Here is a 21,768-nt window from a genome sequence, read left to right on the forward strand (position 1 = left end):
ATCCAGAACCGACCTATCCTTGAGCCGTGACTGACGGCGCGCCCGACGGACGGGACGACGAAACGACGGCGCTCGCCGTGCCCCAGCAAGCCCCCGCACCCGCCGAAGCCCAGCCCGGGGGCGCCGACGGCAGGCCGACGGTGGTGTTGCTGGGTTCTGGCGAGACCGGCCGGGAGCTGGCGATCGCCCTCGGGCGCCTCGGTGCCCGGGTGGTCGCCGTCGACCAGCATCCGCATGCACCCGCGCACGGGGTGGCCGACCAGGCCCTGGTGCTTGCGCTGACCGACGCCGCCGAGCTGTCCGCGGCGCTGCAACGGCTGCAGCCCGACTTCGTCGTGACCGCGACCGCCGCCGTCGCCGTCGAGGCCCTCGACGCCGTGGCCACAGCGAACCGCACCGAGTTGGTGCCCAGCGCCCGCGCCGCGCGGCTCAGCGCCGACCGCGAGGGGTTGCGCCGCCTGGCCGCCGACGAGTTGGGGCTGCCCACCGCGCCGTTCTGGTTCGTCGGGTCCCCGGGCGAACTGGAGGCGGTAGGCGCGCACGCCGGATACCCGCTGTTGATCAAGCCCGCGGCCGGGCCGATCGGACCGCGGCAGTCGGTGGTCGGTCGACGCGAAGAACTCGAGCCGGCGTGGCAGCGCGCGGTGGGCGGTCACGCGGGACCCGGGCAGCCGCGGGTGCTGGCCGAGACCGTGGTCGAGGTCGAGGTCTACGTGACGCTGCTGGCGGTGCGCAGCGAAGGGCCGGCGGGTCCGGTGATCGAGTTCTGTTCGCCCATCGGTCATCGTGACTCCGGCGGGCAGGTGCTGGAGTCCTGGCAACCCCAGAAGTTGAGTGCGGCGGCGACGGACGCCGCGAAGTCGATTGCCGCGCGAATCGCGAAGGCGCTGGGTGGACGCGGCGTCTTCGCGGTCGAATTGATGGTCAACGGCGACGAGGTGTACTTCGCCGATGTCACGTCCCACCCCACCGACAGCGTCTGGGTGACACTGCGCAGTCAGCGGCTCTCCGCGTTCGAACTTGCGGCCCGGACCATCCTGGACCTGCCGGTGGACACCATGATGGTTTCGCCGGCCGCCGCCCGCGCGATCGACTCCGTCCCCTCCCATGGCCCCGCGGCACTGACCGGCGCTCTGAGCGTGCCCGAAAGTGACGTGCGGGTGGTCGGGCGCGGCTACCGGGCGTTGGCCACCGCGCCGGAGGTGACGGCCGCCCGCGAGCGCGCCGGCCAGGTGGCCGACCGGCTCGCCGCGTCAGAGTCGTCCGGCTGAGCCCGCTCGGCGGGTGGTGCGAATCGACCGCCCCCAGCTGGGTGCGGCGACGGCCTCGATACCATCGCAGGTCAGATACCGCTGCGGGGACGGGGGCGATCCGGCCGGGGGCCGGGGCCTGACGGCTCGGGCGCGAATAGGGTGGCTGACAACGAACGATGAGGGAAACGAGCATGAGCACAGAGCACGCACACTCCTACGCCGGGGACATCTCGCCCCTGGACGCATGGAAGCTGCTCAGCGACAATCCTGACGCCGTGCTGGTCGACGTGCGGACCGATGCCGAATGGAAATTCGTCGGTGTGCCCGATCTGTCCAGCCTCGGCCGTGAGGTGTTGTTCCTGGAGTGGAATTACTCCGACGGACAGCGCAACGCGAATTTCGCCGACCAACTGCGCGAGCAGGTGGCGCCGGCGGAATCCGGCGCGCAGCGTCCGGTGCTGTTCTTGTGTCGGTCCGGCAACCGCTCCATCGGCGCCGCCGAGGTCGCGACCGAGCTGGGCATCACGCCGGCTTACAACATCGTGGACGGCTTCGAGGGCCAACTCGATGCCAACGGCCACCGGGGCGAAACAGGCTGGCGGGCCATCGGATTGCCTTGGAAACAGGGCTGAGTCGGCGATGACCCTACCCGACAACAATTCCGTTCGCGTGCCCGCGGCGCTGCCCGACGGCGTCAGCCAGGCGACCATCGGCGTGCGTGGCGGGCTGTTGCGTTCGAATTTCGACGAGACCGCCGAGGCGATGTTTTTGACCTCGGGTTACGTCTACGAGTCGGCGGCGGTTGCGGAGGGGTCGTTCACCGGTGAGGTGGACCGCTTCGTCTACTCGCGCTACGGCAACCCCACCGTGACGATGTTCGAGGAGCGGTTGCGCCTGCTCGAAGGGGCCCCGGCGGCCTTCGCCACCGCGAGTGGCATGGCGGCGGTGTTCACCTCGTTGGGCGCGCTGCTGGGCGCGGGGGACCGCCTGGTCGCGTCGCGCAGCCTGTTCGGCTCGTGTTTCGTCGTGTGCAATGAGATCCTGCCGCGATGGGGAGTCGAAACCGTCTTCGTCGACGGCGACGACCTGGACCAGTGGGAGCAGGCGTTGTCGGTGCCCACCACGGCGGTGTTCTTCGAGACGCCGGCCAATCCCATGCAGTCGCTGGTTGACGTCGCCGCGGTGTGCGAGCTTGCGCACGCCGCGGGTGCAAAAGTGGTGTTGGACAACGTGTTTGCGACACCGCTTCTGCAGCAGGGCATTCCGCTCGGCGTTGACGTGGTGGTGTACTCCGCCACCAAGCACATCGACGGTCAGGGCCGGGTGCTCGGCGGGGCCATCTTGGGCGACAAGGAGTACATCGACGGTCCGGTGCAGAAGCTGATGCGGCACACCGGCCCGGCGATGAGCGCATTCAACGCCTGGGTGTTGGTGAAAGGCCTTGAGACGATGGCGGTCCGGGTGGAACACAGCAACAACTCGGCCTTCCGGATCGCCGAATTCCTGGAGAGCCATCCGGCGGTGAGTTGGGTTCGCTACCCGTATCTTTCCTCGCATCCGCAATACGACCTGGCCAAGCGCCAGATGTCCGGCGGGGGAACGGTGATCACGTTCGCGCTCGACTGCCCCGACGACAAGGCCAAGCAACGCGCCTTCGAGGTGCTGGACAAGCTTCAGCTGATCGACATCTCGAACAATCTCGGCGACGCCAAATCCCTTGTCACGCATCCCGCGACCACCACCCACCGGGCCATGGGCCCGGAGGGTCGCGCGGCGATCGGGCTCGGTGACGGCGTGGTGCGCATCTCCGTCGGGCTGGAGGGCACCGACGATCTGATCGCCGACATCGATCGGGCGCTCAGCTAGCCGGCTTGCTTTTCGGCCGCGTCGATGCGTTCGGCCGCCGCCAGGGTTCCCTCTTGCGCTTGCTGCTCCACCCAGTCCACCACCGGGCGGGCGTACATCATCTGGCTGGTGATGGCCATCTGGCCGCGGGTGCGACCCAAAAAGGAGATCCCCCAGGCGAACATGGCGGCGATGCGATTGCGGTGGCCGATCAGGTAGTACAGATGCAGCAGCAGCCACGCCAGCCAGGCGATGAAGCCGCCGAACTCCAGCTTGCCGACCTTTGCGACCGCGCTATACCGCGAGATCAGCGCCATGCTGCCCTTGTCGAAGTACTTGAACGGCTTGCGGTTGGCGGGATCGTCGTGGCCGTTGACCGCCTGCTTGATGAGCTTGGTGACGTAGTGTGCCCCCTGGATCGCGCCCTGGGCCATCCCCGGCACTCCGGGGACGGACATCAGGTCGCCGACGACGAACACGTAGGGATGCCCCTTGATGCTGAGGTCGGGCTCGACGATCACCCGGCCGGCGCGGTCGGTCTCGGTTCCGTCGGATTGCTCGGCGATCATCGCGCCCAGTGAGCTGGCCTGCACGCCCGCGGCCCACACTTTGCACGCGCATTCGATGCGCCGCTCGCCGCCGTCCTTCTCCTTGACCGTGATGCCCATGTAGTCAACCGCGGTCACCATCGCGTTGAGCTGGATCTCGACGTCCATCTTCTGCAGCCGGCGTTGCGCCTTGCAGCCCAGCTTGGTACCCATCGGCGGCAGCACGGCGGGTGCCGCGTCGAGCAGGATGACGCGACATTCGCTGGGGGTGATCGTCCGGAACGCCCCGGCCAGGGTGCGCTCGGCGAGCTGGACGATCTCGCCGGCCAGCTCGACCCCGGTCGGACCCGCGCCGACGACCACGAACGTCAGGCGACGTTGCCGCTCGGCCGGGTCGGTGGCGACCTCGGCGGCCTCGAACGCACCCAGGATCCGGGCCCGCAGCTCGAGGGCGTCGTCGACGCTTTTCATGCCGGGCGCGAAGGCCGCGTACTGGTCGTTGCCGAAGTACGACTGCTGCGCGCCCGCGGCGACGATCAGGCTGTCAAAGGGCGACACCGTCTGCATGCCCATCAGATGCGAGGTGACCGTCTTCGCCGTCAGGTCGATCTCGCTGACGTCGCCCCACAGCACCCGGACGTTCTTCTGCCGCCGCAGGATCAGCCGGGTGGTCGGGGCGATGTCACCCTCGGACAGGATGCCGGTGGCCACTTGGTACAGCAACGGCTGGAACAGGTGGGTCGTCGTCTTCGAGATCAGGGTGACGTCGACGTCGGCCCTTCTGAGTGACTTGGCCGCGTTCAGCCCGCCGAATCCGCTTCCGATGATGACGACGTGATGACGCGACATGCTCACCCCTTCTGTTTTTCCGCAAGCCCCCTGCGGCGCATACCCAGCCTATGACTCCTTGCCCCTAGAAAGGCCACCCGTTGGAGTTGTCCTTGAATTTTGCGTTGACCGCGGTGCAGAAGTCGTCGGCGGTGCCCGCGAGCAGGACGTAGTAGGTCTCGCCGCGACGGCTCTCGTAGGTGTTGGGGGTGCTCCAGCCGCTGTTGCAGAGCGAAGTCTGCGTACCGGCCGTGGCGCGGCGCCAATTGGTCTTGGCGCAGGCGATCAGCCCATCGACGTTCGGGGTGGCGCTCTTGGCGGCCACGACCATCGCGCCTCCCCATTGCCCGTCGCTACGTCGATAGGCGCGCGCACCGAACCCGGCGTTGTTGGTCTGGCACGAAAGCGCCCGGCGCATCAACGAGAAAGGCGCGGCCAGTTGGGAACTCGTGCTCGCGGCGGCGGTCGTGATGAATTGCGCGGCGTCCGAGCCGTCGGCCTCCTGCACATCGGGCTTGCCGAAGCCGAACAGCTGCTGCGCGATCCCGGCGTTGCTGCCGCCACCGATGATCGGCCCACCGCCGCTGGACGTCATGGTGGGCAGTGCCCCGCTGGGATCGGCGCCCGCCGTCGGCATACCGCCGGCGGCGCCCAGGACCAACAGCGCGACCATGCCGCGAATCGGGCGCGCGCTCAATCTCATGACCCTTATTTCAGCACGTGCGCGTAGTCGGCGCGGCGGTCGTCGGCGATCAATCCGGTCAGCACGTGCCGGGTCTGCAACCCGATGTACCGATCGATGGTGTAAATCGTCCCGAAGTGCCAGTGCTTGAGCGCCCAGCCGTGGGCGAGCAGCACGATGTCGAACACGGTGAGGTCGACGTCGACGGCGCGAAAGACCCCCTGCGTGATACCGTCCTCGATCACCGCGCGCAGCGGTGCGGCGCTGCCGATTTCGAGGTCCTTGATCTGCGTGCGGCCGGGCGCCCCGAGGGTGCGGCTCTCGCGGTAGGTCAGCACCACGCCGTCGAGATTCTCGTCGACGATCTCGATGTAGCGGCGCACGCCCGCGGTCAACTGATCGACGACGTCGTCGCCGGCGGCCGCGATCACCGGTGCCAGCTGATCGCGGAACACGTCCAGGATCCGCACGATCGTCGCGAGCAGTAGGTCCTCCTTGCCGCCGAAGTACTTGTAGATCAGGCCGACGCTGACCTTGGCCTCGGTGGCCAGGTCCTGCATGGACATTTGGTGAAACCCGTTGCGGCCCATCACCTTGACGGCGGCATCCAGCACTTGACGGCGCCGCGAGCTGGCCCGGGCGGCGCGCACGGCCTCCTCGACGGGAAGATCGCTGTAATCGGTGACCATGGACGCCTCAGATGCCCAGGTCCTTGGCGATGATCGTCTTCATTATCTCGTTGGTGCCACCGTAGATGGTCTGAATGCGGGCGTCGACGAAGGCGCGCGCCACGCTGTATTCGCGCATGTAGCCGTACCCGCCGTGCAGTTGCAGGCAGCGGTCGGCGGTGCGCACCTGCAAGTCGGTGGTCCACCACTTCAGGCGGGCGGCACGTGCTGCGGTCAACTCACCCGCCAGGTGCTCGGCCAGGCAGTCGTCGAGATAGGTACGGGCGATGTCGATTTCGGTTGCGAGTTCGGCGAGGACGAACTGGCTGTTTTGGAAGCCGGCGATCGGTGAGCCGAACGCGGTGCGGTCGCGCACGTAGTCGAGGGTCTCGGCAAGAATGCCTTCGGCGGCGGCCACCGCACCCACCCCGAGCGCGAGCCGCTCCTGGGGCAGGTTCTTCATCAGCTGGTAGAAACCCTTGCCCTCGTCTTCGAGCAGATTGGCGCTGGGCACCCGCATGTCGGTGAAGGTGAGTTCACTGGTGTCTTGGGCGTGCAGGCCGATCTTCTCCAGGTTGCGGCCGCGGGAGAAGCCGGGTGTGGCGGGTTCGACGACCAGGAGCGACAGCCCTTGGTGGCGATCCGGCGAGGTGCGCACCGCGATGACGAAGAGATCGCCGATCTGCCCGTTGGAGATGAACGTCTTGGCGCCGTTGACGACGTAGTCGTCACCGTCTCGCACCGCGGTCGTGCGGATCCCGGCCAGGTCGCTGCCGGTGCCGGGCTCGGTCATCGCGATGGCCAGCACCGTCTCACCGGTGACCACGCCGGGTAGCCAGCGCTTTTGCTGTTCGGGAGTGGTCAGATCGGTGAGATAGGGCAACACCACGTCGTTTTGCAGAGTGAAGGCGATGGCCTCGGCGGCGGCACCCGCGCGCTGCAGTTCGTCGATCACGATCGCGTTGTAGCGGAAATCGCTCACACCCGGCCCGCCGAGATGCGCGGGCACCGAGAAGCCGAGCAGCCCCAGTTTGCCCGCCTCGATGAACAGCGAGCGATCCCACTGGCCGTCCCGTTCCCACTTCTCATGATTGGGCATCACCGTTTGTCGCACGAAACCGCGTACCAGTTCTCGGAACTGGTGATGCTCGGACGCGTACTGCAGGCGTGCGGCCATCGGTGCTCCTGTCAGCGGAAGGCGTCGGCGCCGGTGAATGCCTGCCCGAGCACCAGCTGATGCATCTCGGGCGTGCCCTCATACGTCAGCACCGATTCCAGGTTGACCATGTGCCGGATGACCGGGTACTCCAGCGATATTCCATTGCCGCCCAATATGGTTCGTGCGGTCCGGCAGATCTTGATCGCCTCACGGGTGTTGTTGAGCTTGCCGAAGCTGACCTGCTCGGGACGCAGCCCGTGGCTGTCCTTGAGGCGGCCGAGGTGCAGCGACAACAGCTGGCCCTTGTGCAGCTCTACCGCCATGTCGACGAGCTTGGCCTGGGTCAGCTGGAAGCCGGCGATGGGGCGACCGAACTGGGTGCGTTGGGTGGAGTAATCCAGCGCGGCCCGCCAGGCCGAGCGGGCCGCTCCCATCGAGCCCCAGATGATTCCGTAGCGCGCCTCGGACAGACACGACAGCGGCCCGCGCAGCCCCTTGGCCTCGGGCAGCATCGCCTCGGCCGGCACCCGCACGTCGTCGAGCACCAGCTCGCTGGTGATCGAGGCCCGCAGCGACAGCTTGTGGTGAATTGTGTTGGCGCTGAACCCCGGCGTCTTGGTCGGCACGATGAAACCGCGGATCCCGTCGTCGGTCGCGGCCCAGACAACCGCGACGTCGGCAACCGAGCCGTTGGTGATCCACAGTTTGCGTCCGTTTAGCACCCAGTCCGAACCATCTTGGCGCGCCCGCGTTTTCATCGCGGCCGGATCGGAGCCGACGTCGGGTTCGGTCAGGCCGAAGCAGCCGAGCAGCTCGCCGGTGGCCATGCCGGGCAACCACTCCTGCTTCTGCTCCTCGGACCCGAAATTCCAGATCGCGAACATCGCCAGCGAGCCCTGCACCGAGACCATCGACCGAATCCCGGAGTCGGCGGCTTCCAGCTCCACGCAGGCCAGCCCGTAGTGCACGGCGGAGGCGCCGCCGCAGCCATACCCGTTTAGGTGCATGCCCAGCAGGCCGAGTTGACCGAAGCCCTTGGCCAGTTCGCGGACCGGAAGGTCGCCGATCTCGAACCACTCCGCGACGTGCGGGAGAACGTGTTCCGCGCAGAAGTCCCGCACGGTGTCGCGCACCGCAAGCTCATCGCTGGATAGCGAGGCGTCGAGGCCGAGCGGGTCGTCGCGATCGAAGGCGGGTGGTGTCTGGGTGCTACTCATGTGATCAGCCTGCCATCGTCAGGCCGCCGCTCACACTGATCACCTGTCCGGTGATGAACGAGGCGGCGTCGGATGCGAAGAACAGCACGGGCGCGGCGACCTCCTCGGGCCGGGCCAACCGGCGAAACGGGATCGCCTTGACCAGTGCTTCCTGCAATTTTTCGGGTTGCGCATGAAACAGCGGGGTATCGGTCGGGCCGGGGCACACGCAGTTCACGGTGATGTGGTGTCGAGCCATCTCGCGGGCCAGCGACTTGGTCAAGGCGATCACCCCGCCCTTGGCGCCGGCGTAGATGCTCTCACCGGCGCTGCCGACACGCCCGGCGTCGCTGGCCACGTTGACCACCCGTCCGCCGCCGTGCGTCTCGATCATCCCGGGCAGGAACGCCGAGCAGACATGCACCGGGCCCAGATAGTTGATGGCCACCACCTTCTGGGCGAATTCCGGTGTGGCATTGAGGAATTGGTCGGTGCGGTCCCATCCGGCGGCGTTGACGACGGTGCGGGGCACGCCCAGATCGGCGTTGATCCGATCCCGCAGGGCGTCAACCTGGTCCGGGACGGCCACATCCACCGGTAGCGCGGTGATCAGGTCGGGGTGTTCGTCGGCGGTGGCCGATGCCGCCGCCGGGTCGAGATCGGCGGCGACCACGCGCTCGCCGCGTGCGGCAAGGCCCAGCGCTATGGCCCTGCCGATGCCGGAACCCGCGCCGGTCACCACCGCCAGGCCGCCGGGTGAATGAGTATTCATTCTTGACGAATCTAGGTTCACCGCAGCTGCGCGGTCAAGGTTCCTCGAGCGTCCCGGTAGTCTGCCTGCATGCTTAGGCTCCAGCGGCCGGCCTGGCTCGGGGTGGACGTCGTCGGTGTGCTGGTGTTCTGTGCCGTGGGGCGCCGCAGCCACGACGAAGGTCTCAATGTCACCGGCATCGCCGTGACGGCGTGGCCGTTTCTCACCGGCACCGTCGTCGGGTGGCTGGTCTCTCGCGGGTGGCGGCGACCGACCGCGGTGGTGCCGACGGGGGTCATCGTGTGGCTGTCCACCGTGGTCGTCGGGATGCTGCTGCGCAAGGTCACCTCAGCGGGCGTGGCGGGGAGTTTCGTGGTGGTCGCGACGACGGTCACGGCGCTGTTGTTGCTGGGCTGGCGAGTGGCCGCCGGGTTGGCGCTGCGGCGTCGCTCCGGCGTCTGAGACGACCATGGTGCCAACGGCCGACGTGGCGGTGACCGCAACATTCGGTGCGGCCGCGCGGGCGGTGGCCACCAACAAGGGGCTGCTGAACGATCCGTTCGCTGAGCCGCTGCTGCGAGCGGTCGGCATCGACTACCTCACGCGGGTGATCAAGGACCATGTGTTCGCGGAGGACGACGGTGACGACCCGGCGATGGCGGGGCTGATGGATGTGCTGGCGGCGCAGACGCGGTTCGTGGACGAATTCCTGGCCGACGCCGTCCGGGCGGGCATTCGGCAGGTGGTGATCCTGGCGTCTGGTCTTGACACCCGGCCCTACCGGCTGTGGTGGTCGCGGGGGACCACGGTGTACGAGGTCGATCAGCCGCAAGTGCTCGATTTCAAAGCCGAAGTGCTGCGCGGTCTGGGCGCCGAATTGGCCACCCACCGGTGTGCGATCGGCATTGATCTGCGCCAGGATTGGCCGGGGGCGCTGCGCCGGGTCGGGTTCGACCGCGCCCAGCCCACGGTCTGGGTCGCCGAGCAGTTGCTTGTCGGATACCTGTCGCCCAACGAGCAGAATCGATTGCTGAATGACGTCACCGCCGCGAGCGCGGCGGGCAGCCGGTTCACCGCCGATCACATGCCAGTCTGGAATCCGTTGCACCTCGGCGCCGAGCGCGCCTTCGTCGACGGGTGGCGCCAGCGCGGCCTGGAGGTCGACCTGGCCAGCCTGACCTACCCCGGCGAATATCATTATGTGCCAGAGTATTTGGCGGCGAATGGCTGGCAGACGGCCGGGCTTGGCATCACCGAGCTGCTGGGCGCGATGGGACTGGGCGGGCGGCGGCGGATGGGGCGCGGCGACGCGGAGTTCATCCCGGAATACATCACCGCGACACGCGTTTGAGTTGGGTGATGTCGGGAGCAAGCTCAGCACCTGGTCAACTGCGGTTCGTATCGGCGACTCACGACGACCCGCTGGCCCAACCGCTACTGGCCGAACTGGCAGTCGAGTATGCACAGCGATACGGCGGCACACCGAGCACCCACCTCACCTGGTTGCCGGTACCGCGGGCGGAGTTGGCGCCACCGGACGGCGGACTGCTGATCGGCGTGTTGGACGGCGTGCCGGTGACCGGCGGTGCATTTCGCCGTTACGACGCCAACACCGCGGAGCTCAAGCGGATCTGGACCGACGGCGGTCACCGGCGCCGTGGTTACGCCAGGGCGCTGTTGGCCGCGCTGGAGGCCGAGACCCTGGCGCGGGGGTATCGGCGGCTCTACTTGATCACCGGCGATCGGCAGCCCGAGGCCGAGGCGCTGTATGACGCGACCGGGTACACCCGGATTCCGCCGGATCCTCTGCCCAACTGGGGTCCCTTTGTCCCGATCGCGTTCGAGAAGTGGCTGACCTGAGTCAAGCGCCGCCACAACGGGTTTCAAGGAAGCCCGGTAGGGGATGCGCTGGCACGTTCGGGAGTGGCACAGCAAAGCTGTGGTGATGAATCTAATTGGTGTGGCGATGATTTCGGCCGGAGTCAGTTGCCGCCGGCCAGGGAGACAGCGCGCGCGGTCGCTTCCCGGATCGGGCCCCGCCACACGTCGCCGTGCCCGGGCAACAGGACCTCGGTGTCCAGCAGCGCCAGGGTGTCCAGGCTGCCCACCGCATTCTGCTGGCTATGGCTGAACACCGCGGGCAGCAGCTGCGGTCCGCGTCGGCGCAGCAGCGGGTGCCCGGTGATCAGCGCGTCGCCGCTGACCAGCACGCCGTCCACCACGTACGAGCAGTGTCCGCTGGTGTGTCCGGGGGTGAAGACCGCCGCCGGGTGGCCGGGCAGACCGGCGGCCACCTCGTCGGTGAGTGGTCGGGTGGACGGGATGCCGTCTCGAATCAGGCCGCCGCTGCGCAGTACGTGCAAACCCCACGCCGCCCAGCGCGGTCGCCAAATGCGCAGGGCGACATCGAAAACCGACGCTTGCTCCAGATATTCGCGCTTGGCGTGACCCACCTCCTCGACATGGCAGAACACGTCGGTGCCATATTCATCCGCGAGCCAGATCGCCGAGCCCAAATGGTCGATGTGGGCGTGTGTGAGCAGCACGGCACGCACGTCGTCGGGGCCGTAATTCAGCTCCCGCAGCGACGACAGCACGTCCTCGCGGTCGCCGGGATATCCGGCGTCGATCAGCATCACGCCGGTGCCGTCGACGACCAGCGTCCAGTTAACGGCCTCCCCCTGGGCGAGGTACACCGTGTCGGACACTTGAACGAGAGTGGGCGCAGATCCCATGCCCGCGAGTGTAGGAGCGCTGCGAGAAGCGATCGCAAGCGCGGCGATGCCGGGCGCGGCGGGTCGCGACCGTCAGCACAGGAGTAGAAAGAACGAGTGGCTGAACTGAAACTCGGATACAAAGCGTCCGCTGAACAATTTGCACCGCGCGAGCTGGTCGAACTCGCTGTCGCCGCCGAAGGGCACGGCATGGACAGCGCGACCGTCAGTGACCACTTCCAGCCGTGGCGGCACGAGGGCGGACACGCGCCGTTCTCGCTGGCCTGGATGACCGCGGTCGGCGAGCGCACCGAGAGGCTGGTGCTGGGCACCTCGGTGCTCACCCCGACGTTCCGGTACAACCCCGCGGTGATCGCCCAGGCGTTCGCCACGATGGGCTGCCTGTACCCGAACCGCATCTTCCTCGGTGTCGGCACCGGCGAGGCGCTGAACGAGATCGCCACGGGATATGAGGGCGAGTGGCCGGAGTTCAAGGAGCGCTACGCGCGGCTGCGCGAATCGGTGCGGCTGATGCGCGAACTGTGGCTGGGCGACCGCGTCGACTTCGAAGGCGAGTACTACAAAACCAAGGGCGCCTCGATCTACGACGTGCCCGACGGCGGCATCCCGATCTACATCGCGGCGGGCGGACCGCAGGTGGCCAAGTACGCCGGGCGGGCCGGCGACGGGTTCATCTGCACCTCCGGCAAGGGCGAGGAGCTGTACAAGGACAAACTGATGCCCGCCATGAAGGAGGGGGCGGAAGCGGCCGGAAAGAATCCGGACGACGTCGACCGGATGATCGAGATCAAGATCTCCTACGACACCGACCCCGAACTGGCCCGGGAGAACACCCGGTTCTGGGCGCCGCTGTCGCTGACGGCCGAGCAGAAACACTCCATCGATGATCCAATCGAGATGGAGAAGGCCGCCGACGCGCTGCCGATCGAGCAGATCACCAAGCGCTGGATCGTGGCGTCCGATCCGGACGAAGCGGTCGAAAAGGTCGGCCAGTACGTGAAATGGGGCCTCAACCACCTGGTGTTCCACGCCCCCGGCCATGATCAGCGCCGCTTCCTCGAGCTCTTCGAGAAGGACCTGGCGCCGCGGCTGCGGCGGCTGGCCTGAGAGGCGCGCGAATGGTTTCCGGCTCTGTGTCAGTTCAGTGACAGCGATCTACATAGCCGCGCCCGAGCCGGAGACCGGCAAGTCGACGATAGCGCTGGGGCTGCTGCACCGGTTGACCGCGACGGTCGCCAAAGTCGGTGTGTTTCGGCCCATTACGCGCTCTGAGTCAGACGACCGCGACTACATCCTCGAATTGTTGCTGACCCGGACCACCGCGGGTCTGTCGTACGAGCAGTGCGTCGGCGTCACGTATCAGCAGCTGCACGCCGACGGCGATGCCGCGATCGCCCGCATCGTCGACGCCTATCACGCGGTGGCCGAGGTGTGCGACGTGGTGGTGATCGTGGGCAGTGACTACACGGACGTGACCCGGCCCGCGGAACTCACGACCAATGCGCGCATCGCGGTCAACCTCGGTGCGCCGCTGCTGCTGACGGTCAGCGGCAAGGGGCGCACCGCCGCCGAGATCGCCAGGGTCGTCGACGTCTGCCTCGCCGAACTGGACGCCCAGCACGCGCACACCGCGGCGGTGGTGGCCAACCGGTGCGATCCGGCCGAGCTGGCCGACGTGGCCGAAGCGCTGCGCAAATTCACCCAGCGCAGCTACGTGCTGCCCGAGCAGCCGCTGCTGTCGGCGCCGACGGTGGCCGAGCTGGAGAAGGCGGTCGGTGGGACGCCGGTCAGCGGCGAAGAGTCGCTGCGCGAACGCGAGGTCACCGGCGTACTGGTCGCGGGGATGACCGCCGACCACGTCCTGGAACGGCTGAGCGACGGCGTCGCGGTCATCACCCCGGGCGACCGCTCGGACGTGGTGCTCGCCGTCGCCAGCGCCCATGCCGCGGAGGGCTTTCCGTCGCTGTCGTGCATCGTGCTCAACGGCGGATTCGCGCTGCACCCGTCCATCGCCGCCCTGGTCGCCGGACTGCGGCTGCGGCTACCGATCGTCGCCACCGCGCTGGGCACCTACGACACCGGCAGCGCGGCGGCGTCGGCCCGGGGCAGGGTCACGGCGACCTCGCAGCGCAAGATCGACACCGCGCTGGAGCTGATGGACCGCCATGTCGACATCACCGATCTACTTGCGCAGCTTGCCATCCCGATCCCCACCGTCGTCACGCCGCAGATGTTCATTCACCAGCTGACGCTGCAGGCGCGTTCGGATCGCAAGCACATCGTGCTTCCCGAGGGCGACGACGACCGGATCCTGCGGTCCGCCGGCCGGGTGCTACAGCGCCGCGTGGCCGACCTGACCATCCTGGGCGATGAGGCTCAAATCCGCCAGCGCGCTGCAGAACTCGGGGTCGACCTGGGTGATGCCACCGTGATCGACCCGCGCAGCAGCGAGCTGCGCGACGAGTTCGCCTGCCAGTACGCAGAGTTGCGCAAGGCGAAGGGCGTCACCGTCGAGCAGGCCCGCGAGGTCATGCGCGACAGTACGTATTTCGGCACCATGCTGGTGCAGAACTCCCATGTCGACGGCATGGTGTCCGGCGCGGCGCACACCACCGCCCACACCGTTCGGCCCGCATTCGAGATCATCAAGACGGTCCCGGATGTTTCGACGGTGTCCAGCATCTTCTTGATGTGTCTGCCCGATCGCGTGCTGGCGTACGGCGACTGCGCGATCATCCCGAATCCGACGCCCGAGCAGCTGGCCGACATCGCGATCTCGTCGGCGCGCACCGCCGCGCAGTTCGGCATCGAGCCGCGGGTGGCGATGCTGTCGTACTCGACCGGCGACTCGGGTACCGGCGCGGACGTCGACAAGGTAAGGACGGCAACAGAATTAGTACGGCAGCGCAACCCCGAGCTGCCGGTCGAGGGCCCGATCCAGTACGACGCCGCGATCGAACCGTCGGTCGCCGCCACCAAACTGCGCGACTCGCCGGTGGCAGGCCGCGCGACCGTGTTGATCTTCCCCGACCTCAACACCGGCAACAACACCTACAAGGCGGTGCAGCGTAGCGCCGGGGCACTTGCCATCGGGCCCGTGTTGCAGGGCTTACGCAAGCCGGTCAACGACCTGTCCAGGGGCGCGTCGGTCGAAGACATCGTGAACACCGTGGCCATCACCGCGGTTCAGGCGCAGGGCCAGCCATGACGGCCGGTGGCGACGGACGCCTGGTGTTGGTGATCAATTCGGGCTCGTCATCCCTGAAATATCAAGTGGTCGACCCCGATTCGGGAGACGCGCGAGCGACGGGTCTCATCGAGCGGATCGGAGAGGAATCGTCGGCGGTCCCCGACCATGACGCGGCGCTGCGCAGCGCGTTCGACACGCTGGCCGACGACGGCATCGACCTGAAGGCGAGCGGCATCGCCGCGGTGGGTCATCGAGTGGTGCACGGCGGCAACACTTTTTATCAACCCACGCTGCTGGACGATACGGTGATCGGCAGGCTCGACGAATTGTCGGAGTTGGCCCCGCTGCACAATCCGCCCGCCCTCAAAGGAATCGAGGTCGCGCGCAAGCTGCTGCCAGACCTCGCCCACATAGCCGTGTTCGACACCGGGTTTTTCCACGACTTGCCGCCCGCGGCGGCCACCTACGCCATCGATCACGACTTGGCGCAGCGGTTTCAGATCCGCCGGTACGGGTTTCACGGGACGTCGCACCGCTACGTCAGCGAGCAGGCCGCGGCGTTCCTGGACCGACCGCTCGGCGGCGTGAAACAGATTGTGCTGCATCTGGGTAACGGTTGCTCCGCCTCGGCGATCGCCGGTGTCCGGCCGCTGGACACCTCGATGGGTTTGACGCCGCTGGAAGGTCTGGTAATGGGCACCCGCAGCGGCGACATCGATCCCAGTGTCGTCGCCTATCTGTGCCACGTGGCGAAGATGGGCGTCAACGACGTCGAGGCCATGCTCAACCAGCGCTCCGGGGTGTTGGGCCTGGCCGGGGAGCGCGACTTTCGCCGGCTGCGGACGATGATCGAATCCGGCGACGAGTCGGCAAAACTGGCGTACAGCGTGTTCACGCATCGGCTGCGCAAGTACATCGGCGCCTACCTCGCGGTGCTGGGGCACACCGATGTCATCAGCTTCACCGCCGGGATCGGCGAGAACGATCCGGCGGTGCGCCGCGACGCGGTCGCCGGCATGGAGGAACTGGGCATCGTGCTCGATGAGCGCCGCAACCTCGGCGGCGGTAAGGGTGCGCGTCAGATTTCCGCCGACGATTCACCGATCACCGTGCTGGTGGTCCCGACCAACGAAGAGCTGGCCATCGCCCGGGACTGCGTGGACGTGCTAGGCGGATATTAAGCCGGTGGCTTGGCGCGTGAATCGCACCGCGTCGGGTGGGGTTCCCGTTGGCCCATTTGGCCTGGCCGCAGGCCCAGGGTCCGGCAGCCCTGTGCACAGACGTACTCGCTGAGCGCGGTCGACCTGCGATGGTCGCGACATGAAGGAGCCATTTGTCGGCAGCGAGGCGTTGCGCTGTGGCTCGCTGAGCCGGCACCAGCTGCGGACGCGATACCGCGCACTGTTGCCCGACGTGTACCTCTCGAATGACGCGGTACCTCGCTTGAGTTGCGAATTGCGGCTGCGTGGCTGTGGTCTGGTGGCCGAGCCGTCATCTCAGGGGCCGCCGCCGCTTACCTGCACGGCGCCAAGTGGGTACCCGACGGTGTTCCGGTTGAGCTGATACACGCCAACAACCGGCCCCCGAACGCAGTACTGACGCGTCGGGAAACATTGGGTGCCGGCGAGACGCAGCTGTGCGGTGTGCTCGCTGTCACCACCCCGGAGCGGACCGCGTTCGACATCGGCCGCCGCGGGGCCATCCGCTCGGCCGTCGTCCGGCTCGACGCGCTGGCCCGCGCAACGGGTTTCAAGGTCGACGGCGTGCTGCGGGTCGCCGAGGCACACCCGCGCACGCCTGGCCTGCGGCGACTGGAGACGGCACTCGACCTTGTCGACCCGGGCTCACAGTCGCCGCGGGAAAGCTATTTGCGGTTGCTCCTGATCGACGCGGGCCTGCCGCGGCCGCAGACCCAGATTCCGGTGTTCGGCGCGGACGGCCTGCCCGCCGCCTACCTGGACTTGGGCTGGCCGGAGCCGATGGTCGCCGTCGAGTATGACGGCGACCAACATCGCACCGACCGAAGACAATACGTCAAAGACATTCAGCGCCAGGAGATGCTCGAAGAGCTGGGCTGGATCGTCGTCCGGGTCGTCGCGGAAGACCGGCCCGAAGGCATCGTTCGCCGAGTTCGGGCGGCGCTAGCGAAATCGACTGTGAATTGTCGGCTTTCGGAGTGAACCTACGGCGGAGTTTGTCGGCGTGTCGCCTCCCGACGTTCACACTGAAGGCCCACGATTCACACTCGACGCGAAGCAACCACGCGGGAAGCGGTCCGACGCGAAGCGGCCACGAGCGAAGCGACCACGCGGGAAATGGTCATGCGCGAAGCGGCCACGAGCGAAGCGGCCAGACGCGGCTAGAAGGTACTGGTGGGGCGCACCCGGTTCGCCATGTCCACAAGCGCGTAGCGGTGTCGCTGGGTCGGGGCGACGCGGGCCAGATTGCGCAGCGACGCCTCGACTCCCAGCCGCAGCCCGTGCTCGGTGAACGGGAATCCGAGGATGTGGTTGGTGCTGGCCTTGTTGTCCTCCAGCCAGTCCATCGCGCAGCCCAGCACCAGGGCGCGGATCTGCAGCACGCGGGGCTCGGTCGGCGGCAGCGCCTCCACCCGCCGGGCCGCGTCGCGGATGTCCTCCTCGGTGATCTCGCTCTTGGTCCGTCCGGACAACAGCGTCACCGCGCTGGTCAGTCGCGCGGTGGTGAAGTGCCGGGAGCTGGCCGGGACCTCGTCCAGCGTCCGCACCGCGGCGGCCCGATCCCCTTCCGCAGACAGCGTTCTAGCCAACCCGAATGCGGCCGAGATCACCCCGTCGTTGGTTTTCCACACCGTTTCGTAGAACTTGTGGTCGTCGACGTCGCCGGCCAATTCGGCGGTGGCGGCCAGCGCCACCTTGGGTGCCAGCTCGCCGGGGAACGTGTCCAGCACTTCGGTGAAATGCGTTGTGGCCGAGTCATAGTCGCCGGTGAGCAGCTCGGCGACGGCCCTGTACCACACCAATCGCCATTGCCAGCCGACCCGCTCGGCCAGGTCGTCGAGCTTGCGGGTGGCCTTGGCCACATCGCCGAGATCCAGCAGGGCGCGGACCTCCATCAGCGGCAGCTCCACCGATTCGGACAGCTCGACCCCGTCGGCATCCAGCGTTCCGTGCCGTGCCGCGCGCAACGAGTCCAGGGTCTGCACCGGCTGGGACAACACGGTCGCCTGCAGGACGGGAGCCGCGACGTCGGCCGGATCGACCAGCGGAACCTGTAGCGCGGTAACGATTTCCCGTGCGGTGAGCTTCTCCGAGTGGACCTGACCGTCCAGGTAGACGTCGGTGTGGGCGACCAGCAGGTCGACCCCGAACGTCGAGCGGCTGGGACTGAAGATCGTTGACAGGCCCGGCCTGGGCACCCCACTGTCGTGGGCGACCACCTCGCGCAGCACACCCATCAGCTGGGCGGACATCTCCTCCGTGCTGGCGAACCGGCGCCGCGGGTCGGGATCGGTGGCGCGGCGCAACAGCCGGCGGAAGGAGTCGTAGGTTTTCAACACCGGGTCGTGCTCGGGCAAGCCGTCGACGTACCGGCCGTTGCGGGTGTGCAGGTTGAGCGTGAGCGCGGCCAGTGTGCGGCCCACGGTGTAAATGTCGGTGGCGACCGTCGGGCCGGTGCGCACGATCTCGGGCGCCTGGAAACCCGGTGTGCCATAAAGGTATCCGAAGGAATTGATTCGCGAAACCGCACCCAGGTCGATCAGCTTGAGCTGCTCTTCGGTGCGCATGATGTTCTCCGGCTTCAGGTCGTTGTAGACCAGGCCGATGGAGTGCAGATAGCTCAGCGCGGGCAGGATTTCCAGCAGGTAGGCGACGGCCTCGGCGACGGGTAGCTTCTCGCCCTTCCCGTGCTTGAGCGCCTGACCGCCGACGTACTCCATGACGATGAGGCCGACCGGATTCCCGTGCTGGTCGACGTGTTCGACGAAGTTGAAGATCTGCACGATCTGCGGGTGGACCACCTCGGCCAGGAACTGTCGTTCGGCCATCGCGATCGCCTGCGCCTCCGCGTCGCCGGAGTGCACCAAGCCCTTGAGCACCACCGGCCGGTCGTTGACGTTGTGGTCGACCGCCAGATAGACCCAGCCCAGACCGCCGTGTGCGATGCAGCCCTTGACCTCGTATTGGTTGGCGACGATATCGCCGGGATTGAGCTGTGGCAGAAACGAATACGGGCTGCCGCAGGAGGGGCACCAGCCCTCCGAAGTGCCCTTGGCTTTCTTGCTGGACCGGCCGACCGGCTTTCCGCAGTTCCAGCAGAATCGCTTGGACTCCGGTACCACCGGGTTGGTCATCAGGGCTTCGAGCGGATCGATGTCCCGCCCACGCGGGATCTCGACCAGGCCACCGCCGAGCTGCCTGACCGCAGGCAGCGACCGCGTCGCCACCGTCATGCGGTCCTGCGGATCGGTGTCCAACGCCCCCAGCGAGATGTGCGGAAAGTCGTCATCGTCGTCATCGTCGAAGTCCGGGCGGAACAGTGCCTGCGTTGCCTGCAGCCGCCCCGTCGTCGCGCCGCTCTGCACGGTGGCCGGTTGGGTGCCCGGGCCGACGTCCTCCGAGCCGGTTTCCGGCTGCTCGGTTTGCTTCTCCGGCTCGGCCATCAGTCTGAATACCTCGGCGTGGGCGGGGCAGGCGCGGGGCCCAGCACCGTCAACCACTTGCGGTACAACGTGTTCCACGTACCGTCCCGACGGATCCGTTCCAGGGTTCCGTTGACGAACCGCACCAGTCCGGTGTTGTTCAGGTTGACCCCGATGCCGTAGGGCTGAGTGGCCATGTTCGGGCCGACGATGTGCAAGTAGGGGTCCTCTTCGACCAGACCGGCCAGGATCGAATCGTCCGTGCTGACCGCGTCGATCTCCCGCTGTTGCATCGCCACCAGGCAATCGGCCCAGTTGACCACCGAGACCACGACCGGTGGCGGATCGATCTGCCGGATCCGATGCAGGGACGTCGTGCCCTTGGCCACGCAGACGCGCTTGCCGGACAGGTCGGAGACCTTGACGATCGGCGAGTCGCGCGGGGCCAGGATGCGCTGATTGGCGTCGAGGTAGACGGTCGAGAAGTTCACCAGTTTGCGCCGGTCGCAGGTGATGGTCATGGTCTTGACCACGACGTCCACCTCGGAGTTCTGCAACGCGGTGATCCGCTCGTCCGACGACAGGATCCGATACTCGACGTGTGACGGCGCCCCGAAGATGTCGCGCGCGATCTCGCCGGCGATGTCGACATCGAAACCGGTGATCTCGCCGGTGATCGGGTCGCGGAAACTGAACAGGTTGCTGCCGATGTCGAGCCCGACGATCAGCCGGCCGCGGGCCCGGATGTCGGCGACCGCCGCATCCGCCTCCGCCTTGGTGGCGAAGGGCCGCAGGCTGGCGGTCAGGTCGCAGCCACGAGTGGGGTCGTCGGGCGGCAGCGGGGGCTGCGGCGGCAACTGTTCCATGCCGACGGGCGTCGGTGGCGGCAACGTCGGCACACTGGCCACTCGTAGCGATTCCGTGTGTCCGCAGCCCGCCAGTACCGCCACCGCGGCGGCCGCGGTGCACGCCCGGCGAAGAAGCAGGGGCAGCCGGATCATCATCGATACTCTTTCAGCCTCGGCCACAGCCCCAGCGCCACCGCGATGGCGGCGCCGAGGCTGAGCACCACCCCACCCACCTGGGCGCCGGACAGGCCGCTGCGCGCGTTGATGACGTCGTTGCGCAGCGTGATGCGGCCCTGGTCCATGGCCTTGACCAGCTCGCCCTCCAGCTTGTCGAACGCCGGGGTGGAGTCTTCTTCGCTGCTGCCCAGCGCCACCTGGGTTGCGGCCCGATAGTTACCCACCGAGATGTACGAGGTGATCCGGTCGTTGGCCTGCCGCCAGCGCAGCAGCAGCTGATCGGCGCCTTCCAGGTCCGGCTTGTCCACTGCGTCGCTGCGGGACATGTACTGCTCGAGCTGTCGGTGCATGGAATCGATGCGTTGGTAGAACGACTGCTTACGTTTCTCTTCGTCGCCGCGACGGATCAGGGACAGCGTCTCGTCGGCGCGCGCCTGCTGGGCGGTGATCGCGACACTTGTGACGGTTTTGAGGGATTCCGCTGCAGTGTCCTTCGCGCTACGACTGGCGGTCGTAGAAATGGTCAGCGCAGTTCCAACCCAAACCACCATGACGAGAATAGCGAGCGCGCCCACCACCAGACCTGGGTTGATGCGGCGCCGGGTGCGCCGTGCCAGCCAGCGGTGGGAGAACGCGCCGAAGATGACGGTGGCACCGACCACCGTGATGACGGGCGCGGGAATCTGCGTCGACGCCGTCGTTTCGGCGTCGACCCGCTCCGACGTCGCCCGGTAGAGCCGCGCCGCGTCGGGCAAGATCGTCGATTGCATCAGTCCCGATGCCTCCGACAGGTACGACGAGCCGACCGGATTGCCCTCCCGGTTGTTGGTTCGGGCGATCTCGATCAGGCCGGTGTAGACCGCCAGCTCGGCGTTGATCCGGCCCAGCAACTGCACCAGCGGTTCGTCGGTGAGCCCGCTCGACGCCCGGGTCACGGCCACCGACGCGTCGGTGATGGCCTGCTCGTAGCGCTGGCGAACGGGCTGTGGTTCGGCCTCGGCGATGAATGCGGTGGCCGCGGCGGCGTCGGCCACCGACAGCGTGGTGTAGAGCCGCCCGGCCGCGAACGACAGCGGCTCGGTGTGGTTGAGCACAGTGGTGAGCACTTGCTGCCGGTGGTTGATGGTGGTCGAGGTGGCGAAGGCGCTGATCCCGCCTAGCGCGGCCAGCACGATGCCGATGGTCAAGATGCGGCCGGGCGTCGTCGAGACGAACCACCAGCGTGGATGGGCTGGTTCGGCCGGTGACCGCGATCCCTGCGGCTCGG

General features: G+C 67.5%; 19 protein-coding genes and 1 pseudogene. 10 read left to right on the top strand and 10 right to left on the bottom strand.

Annotated features, from left to right (window positions below):
- Positions 1 to 26: 26 nt before the first annotated feature.
- The 3 genes from purT to A5686_RS24435 all read left to right on the top strand — a co-directional run bounded on the left by purT (position 27) and on the right by A5686_RS24435 (position 3,119).
- Positions 27 to 1,271, top strand: a complete 1,245-nt coding sequence (purT, locus tag A5686_RS24425; protein WP_067939815.1) for a formate-dependent phosphoribosylglycinamide formyltransferase — start codon at positions 27 to 29, stop codon at positions 1,269 to 1,271.
- Between the two features lie 173 nt (positions 1,272 to 1,444).
- Entirely contained in the window at positions 1,445 to 1,885 is a 441-nt protein-coding gene (locus tag A5686_RS24430; protein ID WP_067939817.1) for a rhodanese-like domain-containing protein, read from the top strand.
- A 7-nt stretch (positions 1,886 to 1,892) separates the two neighbouring features.
- The gene (locus A5686_RS24435; protein ID WP_067939819.1) at positions 1,893 to 3,119 is read left to right on the top strand and encodes an O-succinylhomoserine sulfhydrylase; all 1,227 of its coding nucleotides are present in this window, start codon (positions 1,893 to 1,895) and stop codon (positions 3,117 to 3,119) included.
- Here A5686_RS24435 and A5686_RS24440 read toward each other — a convergent pair.
- From A5686_RS24440 to A5686_RS24465, 6 genes are all read right to left on the bottom strand, one after another.
- Positions 3,116 to 4,495, bottom strand: a complete 1,380-nt coding sequence (locus A5686_RS24440; RefSeq protein WP_067939821.1) for an NAD(P)/FAD-dependent oxidoreductase — start codon at positions 4,493 to 4,495, stop codon at positions 3,116 to 3,118. The two genes, A5686_RS24435 and A5686_RS24440, sit on opposite strands and share 4 nt — an antisense overlap.
- Positions 4,496 to 4,559: 64 nt before the next feature.
- Positions 4,560 to 5,177 (bottom strand): hypothetical protein, encoded by a 618-nt coding sequence (locus A5686_RS24445; RefSeq protein WP_067939823.1) that lies wholly within the window; start codon positions 5,175 to 5,177, stop codon positions 4,560 to 4,562.
- A gap of 5 nt (positions 5,178 to 5,182) precedes the next feature.
- Positions 5,183 to 5,845 carry a TetR/AcrR family transcriptional regulator gene (locus tag A5686_RS24450; protein ID WP_067939825.1) on the bottom strand — a complete coding sequence of 221 codons (663 nt, stop codon included), beginning with the start codon at positions 5,843 to 5,845 and terminating at the stop codon, positions 5,183 to 5,185.
- Positions 5,846 to 5,852: 7 nt separating this feature from the next.
- Positions 5,853 to 7,001 carry an acyl-CoA dehydrogenase family protein gene (locus tag A5686_RS24455; RefSeq protein WP_067939827.1) on the bottom strand — a complete coding sequence of 383 codons (1,149 nt, stop codon included), beginning with the start codon at positions 6,999 to 7,001 and terminating at the stop codon, positions 5,853 to 5,855.
- An 11-nt stretch (positions 7,002 to 7,012) separates the two neighbouring features.
- The gene (locus A5686_RS24460) at positions 7,013 to 8,200 is read right to left on the bottom strand and encodes an acyl-CoA dehydrogenase family protein (protein ID WP_067939829.1); all 1,188 of its coding nucleotides are present in this window, start codon (positions 8,198 to 8,200) and stop codon (positions 7,013 to 7,015) included.
- Between the two features lie 4 nt (positions 8,201 to 8,204).
- On the bottom strand, positions 8,205 to 8,951 hold the full coding sequence (locus tag A5686_RS24465; RefSeq protein WP_067939831.1) for an SDR family NAD(P)-dependent oxidoreductase: 747 nt from the start codon (positions 8,949 to 8,951) through the stop codon (positions 8,205 to 8,207).
- A gap of 69 nt (positions 8,952 to 9,020) precedes the next feature.
- Here A5686_RS24465 and A5686_RS24470 point away from each other — a divergent pair, with 69 nt between their 5' ends.
- Genes A5686_RS24470 through A5686_RS24480 form a run of 3 tightly spaced genes read left to right on the top strand, consistent with a single transcriptional unit; the run spans position 9,021 to position 10,790 of the window.
- Positions 9,021 to 9,392, top strand: coding sequence for a DUF3054 domain-containing protein (locus A5686_RS24470; protein WP_067939833.1), 372 nt, complete (start codon positions 9,021 to 9,023; stop codon positions 9,390 to 9,392).
- Positions 9,393 to 9,399: 7 nt separating this feature from the next.
- Complete coding sequence (locus A5686_RS24475) at positions 9,400 to 10,281, top strand: class I SAM-dependent methyltransferase (RefSeq protein ID WP_067939835.1); 882 nt, start codon at positions 9,400 to 9,402, stop codon at positions 10,279 to 10,281.
- 8 nt (positions 10,282 to 10,289) lie between these two features.
- The gene (locus tag A5686_RS24480) at positions 10,290 to 10,790 is read left to right on the top strand and encodes a GNAT family N-acetyltransferase (RefSeq protein WP_067939837.1); all 501 of its coding nucleotides are present in this window, start codon (positions 10,290 to 10,292) and stop codon (positions 10,788 to 10,790) included.
- A gap of 122 nt (positions 10,791 to 10,912) precedes the next feature.
- On the opposite strand, the gene A5686_RS24485 is transcribed toward A5686_RS24480, so the two are convergent.
- Positions 10,913 to 11,665 (bottom strand): MBL fold metallo-hydrolase, encoded by a 753-nt coding sequence (locus tag A5686_RS24485; RefSeq protein ID WP_067939839.1) that lies wholly within the window; start codon positions 11,663 to 11,665, stop codon positions 10,913 to 10,915.
- A 96-nt stretch (positions 11,666 to 11,761) separates the two neighbouring features.
- Between A5686_RS24485 and fgd the strand changes: the two genes are divergently transcribed.
- The 4 genes and pseudogenes from fgd to A5686_RS24505 all read left to right on the top strand — a co-directional run bounded on the left by fgd (position 11,762) and on the right by A5686_RS24505 (position 17,035).
- The gene (gene fgd, locus A5686_RS24490) at positions 11,762 to 12,772 is read left to right on the top strand and encodes a glucose-6-phosphate dehydrogenase (coenzyme-F420) (protein ID WP_067939840.1); all 1,011 of its coding nucleotides are present in this window, start codon (positions 11,762 to 11,764) and stop codon (positions 12,770 to 12,772) included.
- A gap of 37 nt (positions 12,773 to 12,809) precedes the next feature.
- On the top strand, positions 12,810 to 14,873 hold the full coding sequence (gene pta / locus A5686_RS24495) for a phosphate acetyltransferase (protein WP_067939841.1): 2,064 nt from the start codon (positions 12,810 to 12,812) through the stop codon (positions 14,871 to 14,873).
- A complete protein-coding gene (locus tag A5686_RS24500; protein ID WP_067939843.1) occupies positions 14,870 to 16,036 on the top strand; it encodes an acetate kinase in 1,167 nt (388 codons plus the stop codon). Before pta ends, A5686_RS24500 begins: the two co-directional genes overlap by 4 nt.
- 139 nt (positions 16,037 to 16,175) lie before the next feature.
- Positions 16,176 to 17,035: pseudogene (locus A5686_RS24505) on the top strand (DUF559 domain-containing protein).
- A 179-nt stretch (positions 17,036 to 17,214) separates the two neighbouring features.
- On the opposite strand, the gene A5686_RS24510 reads toward A5686_RS24505, so the two are convergent.
- From A5686_RS24510 to glnX, 3 genes are all read right to left on the bottom strand, one after another.
- The gene (locus A5686_RS24510; RefSeq protein ID WP_067939845.1) at positions 17,215 to 19,497 is read right to left on the bottom strand and encodes a serine/threonine-protein kinase PknG; all 2,283 of its coding nucleotides are present in this window, start codon (positions 19,495 to 19,497) and stop codon (positions 17,215 to 17,217) included.
- Entirely contained in the window at positions 19,497 to 20,477 is a 981-nt protein-coding gene (locus A5686_RS24515) for a glutamate ABC transporter substrate-binding protein (protein ID WP_067939847.1), read from the bottom strand. Before A5686_RS24515 ends, A5686_RS24510 begins: the two co-directional genes overlap by 1 nt.
- Positions 20,477 to 21,768 (bottom strand): protein kinase G-activating protein GlnX (glnX, locus tag A5686_RS24520; protein WP_067939855.1); only part of this gene is annotated, 1,292 nt, incomplete at its 5' end. The genes A5686_RS24515 and glnX, both read right to left, overlap by 1 nt.

Source organism: Mycobacterium sp. E2479 (assembly GCF_001667925.1).
Lineage (GTDB): Bacteria > Actinomycetota > Actinomycetes > Mycobacteriales > Mycobacteriaceae > Mycobacterium.

Bases quoted from the DNA above. Each gene is read 5' to 3' on its own strand.
- A5686_RS24500 (WP_067939843.1), top strand. From the start codon at position 14,870: ATGACGGCCGGTGGCGACGGACGCCTGGTGTTGGTGATCAATTCGGGC.
- A5686_RS24455 (WP_067939827.1), bottom strand. From the start codon at position 7,001: ATGGCCGCACGCCTGCAGTACGCGTCCGAGCATCACCAGTTCCGAGAA.
- A5686_RS24450 (WP_067939825.1), bottom strand. From the start codon at position 5,845: ATGGTCACCGATTACAGCGATCTTCCCGTCGAGGAGGCCGTGCGCGCC.
- A5686_RS24435 (WP_067939819.1), top strand. From the start codon at position 1,893: ATGACCCTACCCGACAACAATTCCGTTCGCGTGCCCGCGGCGCTGCCC.
- A5686_RS24485 (WP_067939839.1), bottom strand. From the start codon at position 11,665: ATGGGATCTGCGCCCACTCTCGTTCAAGTGTCCGACACGGTGTACCTC.
- A5686_RS24475 (WP_067939835.1), top strand. From the start codon at position 9,400: ATGGTGCCAACGGCCGACGTGGCGGTGACCGCAACATTCGGTGCGGCC.
- A5686_RS24470 (WP_067939833.1), top strand. From the start codon at position 9,021: ATGCTTAGGCTCCAGCGGCCGGCCTGGCTCGGGGTGGACGTCGTCGGT.
- A5686_RS24515 (WP_067939847.1), bottom strand. From the start codon at position 20,477: ATGATCCGGCTGCCCCTGCTTCTTCGCCGGGCGTGCACCGCGGCCGCC.
- A5686_RS24465 (WP_067939831.1), bottom strand. From the start codon at position 8,951: ATGAATACTCATTCACCCGGCGGCCTGGCGGTGGTGACCGGCGCGGGT.
- A5686_RS24480 (WP_067939837.1), top strand. From the start codon at position 10,290: ATGTCGGGAGCAAGCTCAGCACCTGGTCAACTGCGGTTCGTATCGGCG.
- A5686_RS24430 (WP_067939817.1), top strand. From the start codon at position 1,445: ATGAGCACAGAGCACGCACACTCCTACGCCGGGGACATCTCGCCCCTG.
- A5686_RS24510 (WP_067939845.1), bottom strand. From the start codon at position 19,497: ATGGCCGAGCCGGAGAAGCAAACCGAGCAGCCGGAAACCGGCTCGGAG.
- A5686_RS24445 (WP_067939823.1), bottom strand. From the start codon at position 5,177: ATGAGATTGAGCGCGCGCCCGATTCGCGGCATGGTCGCGCTGTTGGTC.
- A5686_RS24460 (WP_067939829.1), bottom strand. From the start codon at position 8,200: ATGAGTAGCACCCAGACACCACCCGCCTTCGATCGCGACGACCCGCTC.
- A5686_RS24440 (WP_067939821.1), bottom strand. From the start codon at position 4,495: ATGTCGCGTCATCACGTCGTCATCATCGGAAGCGGATTCGGCGGGCTG.